Annotated in this window: 3 protein-coding genes; 1 reads left to right on the forward strand and 2 read right to left on the reverse strand. The window is 60.1% G+C overall.

The annotated features are described in order from the left end of the window. On the forward strand, nucleotides 1-753 hold a 753-nt coding region (locus tag ACP5KC_RS10075), incomplete at its 5' end, for a hypothetical protein (RefSeq protein WP_428287485.1). Nucleotides 754-926: 173 nt separating this feature from the next. Here ACP5KC_RS10075 and ACP5KC_RS10080 read toward each other — a convergent pair. Continuing rightward, on the reverse strand, nucleotides 927-2,348 hold the full coding sequence (locus ACP5KC_RS10080) for a DNA cytosine methyltransferase (protein WP_428287486.1): 1,422 nt from the start codon (nucleotides 2,346-2,348) through the stop codon (nucleotides 927-929). Beyond that, nucleotides 2,345-2,560, reverse strand: coding sequence for a CopG family transcriptional regulator (locus tag ACP5KC_RS10085; protein WP_428287487.1), 216 nt, complete (start codon nucleotides 2,558-2,560; stop codon nucleotides 2,345-2,347). Before ACP5KC_RS10085 ends, ACP5KC_RS10080 begins: the two co-directional genes overlap by 4 nt. Nucleotide 2,561: the final 1 nt, after the last annotated feature.

Below are 2,561 nucleotides of genomic sequence, written 5' to 3' on the forward strand. Positions count from 1 at the left end.
GCTGTTAAAGGCGGGGATGTGCGCCTGTTTAGGAGCCTTGAGGAGTGGGCCCAATGGCTGTCCTGGGCTTCGGTGGTGCTGAGTGAGGAAGACTACCTGGTAGCCGCTGTGCACGCTCTCCGGCTTGCGCATGAGTTTGCGGCAACTGACTATGGGACGGCTAGAAGGAGAGACTTGGGTCAGCTGTGGACTGATACTATTAGGGGTCTTCTGGGAGAAATAGCTTTTGTTAACTGGCTTAAGGATAGGTTTGGGGTTCAGGCCGAGCTGGATTTTAGGAGAGGCAGGCTTGAGGAGTTCCTACCCTCAGACATAAGGAGCGTTTCCGGCAGGAAGCCCAATCTCAGGATAAGCATAAAGACAACGAAGCTGGACGGGATATGGCTCGACATCCCAGGCGCCCAAATTCGGCATTCTGACATCTTCGTCTTTGTCCGTATAGGCGTTACTAGAGAGCACTTCATAGCGTTTCTCAAAAAGATAAGTGCGATAAGGGAGAAGATCCTCGGGAAGGCACTTGAGCTCAAGATAATCTCGGGTAAGGAGCTGGAGGAGATTTGGGGAAGAATACCTGAGTTTAGTAGCATCCCTGCTTACATAGCAGGCTTCTTCGATAAAAGACAGTACACTGACAAGCTTGAGAGAAAGCAGATGGTAGTTCTTGAGGTTGGTGGGGATATTAAAGGCATAAGGAGGCGGAGGCTTGTCATCAACAGGTTTCTTGGTTTCTGGGATCCACGCGATAGCAAGTAAAAGGAGCTGGTACTTAAAAAGTATTCCGAGCTGAACCCATCAGCTAGGATAAGCCATGATGTGGACATCGAGTTCGAGGGGATTGGAAGTTTCAGCAGAGAGCTTCACTTCATAGCAAGCTCAGGGGTTCTAAGTAAGTTTAAGGAGGACTGGGAGAGCATCATAAGAGCACTCTAGAAGCCGTGGCTCAGCTCTTCGAGAACCTCCGCCAGCGCCTCCGCCAGCCTCTTGGAGACCAGCGGGGGCACAGCCTCGCCTATCTGCGCCCGCACCTCGGTTCTCGACCCGGAGAAGAGGAAGTTGTCGGGGAATGTCTGCAACCTCGCCCTCTCCCTCAGCGTTAGCGTCGCTCTGCTCCTCTCGTAGTGGTAGCCGTGCGTCCCGCCGCCGCCGTAGGCCACGACCGTGTATGCCGGCTTGAGGGGGTGGATCCTCCTGTAGATAAGGCTGATGCCCCTCCCCTCGACCTCCCACTCGGTGCCGCGCACGAACTCGTGGTTCTCGCCCGGCGGGATCCTCCTCATCCTCTCCGCCACGGTCGCGTCCTCGCTGGGCGGGTCGGTGGTTCCGTCGGGGAGCCTGAGGCTCGACACGGGGACTCCCCAGTACCCCAGCTCCCGTAGCACGGTCTCGTGCTGCCTGAGAGCCTCCTCCAATTCCTCTTCTGACACGCGCCCGGCTCCGTTGACCGCTAGGTAGTCCTTCACCACATCGAAGGAGAGCTTGTCCCACACCTCCCGCTTCCACCTTAGAGCCGTCTCAGTCCCCACCTCCTCCCACACCCCGCGCCACTCCTCCATCACCTCCCTGTACTTCTCGCCGAGCTCGTCCAGCCTCCTGCCCTCGAAGACCTCGAGCGGGGTAAGCGGGTACTTGCGGAAGAGCCACCCCTCCCCGCCCAGCGCCCTCTCGAGCCTGGCCCTCAGCCTCCACAGGCGGGTCAGGTCGCCCCCCACCAAGTCCCGCCTCACGCCGACCACCAGCAACCTCTCGCGCCTCTGCGGGACGCCCAGCCTCGAGAAGTCCGCTACGCCCGCGTACACTATCTCGTAGCCCTCCCTCGCTTCTGGGTCTCCGAGGCCGGGGATCGCCCTCTTGACCTCGGGCCACCGCAACTTCAGGTTCCTGAAGTCCTCGAGGATCACCCTGTACGCGAGCCCCCTGTTCGCGCTCACGAGACCGGGCACGTTCTCGAATACGAACACCTTTGGCTGGAGCTCCGCGAGGGCCCTGACGAAGTGGGCGTAGAGCCTGCCCCTAGCCACCTCTATCCCCCTCCTGTCCCACTCTGGCCCCCGCGCTATCGAGAAGTCTTGGCAGGGCGGTCCGCCTAGGACGAGGTCGGCGCCGGCGTCCCTGAGGCGGGAGAACGACACCCGTTGCACGTCGCACGCCAGCACGGTGCCCGGCTCAGCCTCGGTCACCTCCCCGGCCCGGCAGACCTCGTGTCTCAGACCGAAGTTCCTAGCGTAGGTCCTCGTCGCGGGCTCGAGGACGTCGTTTGCGAACAGTATCCTGTACCTCCCATCTTGGGCGAAGCCCCAGTCCAGACCCCCCGCCCCGGAGAACAGGGAGACCACGCTAAACGCGGTCACGTCGCCCGGTCCCCGCCACCCGTTCCCTTAACGGCCGAGGAGACCATGGACTTCTCGGCCAGCCACGACAGCACTATGTTCCTCACGACCTCGGCGTCTCCGCTACCCATGACCCCCTTGAGTCTCTCGATGAGACTCCACTGCTCCTCGGTAAAGGTCACTTGGACCCTCTTTACCCTACCTCGCGATCTAGTGTGTTTCACAAAACACACC

The sequence above is a fragment of the Infirmifilum sp. genome (assembly GCF_049970975.1).
Taxonomy (GTDB): Archaea; Thermoproteota; Thermoprotei; order Thermofilales; family Thermofilaceae; genus Thermofilum; species Thermofilum uzonense.